Source organism: Acinetobacter sp. 228, assembly GCF_048147885.1.
Genome location: NZ_JAYWYV010000109.1, coordinates 1 through 1,913, shown reverse-complemented (window position 1 = coordinate 1,913; position 1,913 = coordinate 1). Strand labels below are relative to the sequence as shown.

The following is a 1,913-nucleotide window of genomic DNA, read 5'->3' as shown; positions in this document are numbered from 1 at the left end:
AATATTACGGAACGCCAAAATATTAAGCTTCATGTGCAATATTTGCCTAAACGTTACTGGCGCTATTTAAATGAAAAATTAATTGAATATTAAAACATTAAAATAGTAAGAGTACATTCAACAGGTTTTCTGATAATTGAAAGATATAATTTAAATGCACTTTATGCGGCTTTGGGCGTATACTTTTGCCCGTTATAAATAACGGCATATCCCCTAAGGTGTACTGTGAGTGTTATACAGCCAGAATGGTTACAGATTTTAAAACCGAATTTTAAGGTTTTACCACTAAAAGAACGGTTGCTTTGTGGCGTTGGAGCGCTATGTGGTTTAGCAATTTCCTCGTTAATTAGCTGGTATGTTTTAGGCGGAATTAATGCTTGGTACATTGCACCAATGGGGGCTTCATCTGTTCTCTTATTTGCTGTACCTACCAGTCCATTGGCTCAGCCTTGGAATGTTATTGTCGGTAATACATTAGCCGGAATTATTGGGGTCGCCTGTGCACAGTGGATTCCGGATTTAACCACGGCTTTTAGCGTGGCTGTGGGTTTGGCCATATTTTTAATGATGACCACCGACTCCTTGCATCCACCTAGTGGGGCAGTTGCGATTACGGCTGTGTTAGGCGGCGCTGCCATTCATAAATTAGGCTTTTATTTCGTTTTTTATCCGGTTCTGCTCAACTCACTACTTCTACTCGGTTTTGCTGTATTTTTTAATCGATTGATTGGGCGACATTATCCGGTTACTGCACATTTAAATGAGCGAAGCAAAGATCCAACACCTACTCAAAAAGTATCAATTCAGCCAAAAGATATTGAGTATGCATTAGAACATCATACGGAATTGTTAGATATCAGCCAGTACGACTTAGAAAAAATCATTTTAGAAGCGCAAGAACATGCCAATGAACGCATGGTGAACCAATATACCTGTCAGGATATTATGAGCCGAGATGTGATTAAATTGCATGAAAATGATGATATTCATCAGGCATTAGATAAATTTAAACAAGAAAATCTCATGAGTTTGCCTGTAGTTAATGCAGACAACCATTTAGTGGGTACTTTGGCGCTATATGAAGTTGTAGAATGGTTTAAAGGGGCAACAGATCCAAGAAACTCATGGCAGCATTACGTAAGACAAATTATGAGTCGCCGAGTAGTTACTGTACTGCCAACTCAGCCGATTCAAGACCTTGTACCTTACTTTGTTGAGAAGTCTTTTAACTATATTCCGGTGGTTGAGGAACGAAAACTGATTGGAATCATTAGCCGTGCAGATATGATTGCGGCTTTACAACAGCAGTTAAATCGTAAATTGTAATTTTAAACATAAAAAAAGCTACGGTTGATTAGGGGATGCAACCGTAGCGACCAAAATAAGCTAAGTTATTTAATGTATTTGTTCTTCTCGTACAGTGCGAACAGGTTGTTGATAACCTTGCACTTGTTCTGGCTGTTTTTTAGGAATTACCAACCATAAAACTAAGTACACTAAAATCCCTGGAAAAGCCGCGCTCATTATCGAAACTAACACGAAAATAATGCGTAACAAATTTGCATTCCAACCAAATCGTTCAGCAATACCGCCCATTACACCGGCGATCATGCTTTGTCGGTTCGAGCGATATAAACCAGAATTGGCCATCTAAGTCTCCTCAAATATAAGTTACAAGGAATCATTTATTCACTTGGTTAATTAAGAATATGGAGCCAATCCGAATGAATTAAAGGTTCATAAAACTAAAAATGGTTAAAATATGTAAATGGTTTAAATCAATGAAAGCAACATCTACTAAAATGCACTGTTTCGGGGCTGAAAGTGTTTGTAGCAGCGATGATATCGTTCCTGAACAATAAGGTTGAACTGTAGCATTGCTGTTGTATGTGAATGATGTATATGTCTTTGAA

General features: G+C 38.0%; 3 protein-coding genes. 2 read left to right on the top strand and 1 reads right to left on the bottom strand.

What is annotated here, in order from left to right; translation table 11 throughout:
* The coding region (locus VXQ92_RS16350; RefSeq protein ID WP_416682538.1) for a DUF4130 domain-containing protein at positions 1–93 on the top strand (93 nt) is incomplete at its 5' end.
* Positions 94–225: 132 nt separating this feature from the next.
* Entirely contained in the window at positions 226–1,326 is a 1,101-nt protein-coding gene (locus VXQ92_RS16345; protein WP_000111467.1) for an HPP family protein, read from the top strand.
* A gap of 69 nt (positions 1,327–1,395) precedes the next feature.
* On the opposite strand, the gene VXQ92_RS16340 is transcribed toward VXQ92_RS16345, so the two are convergent.
* Positions 1,396–1,650 (bottom strand): PspC domain-containing protein, encoded by a 255-nt coding sequence (locus VXQ92_RS16340; RefSeq protein WP_000013717.1) that lies wholly within the window; start codon positions 1,648–1,650, stop codon positions 1,396–1,398.
* Positions 1,651–1,913: the final 263 nt, after the last annotated feature.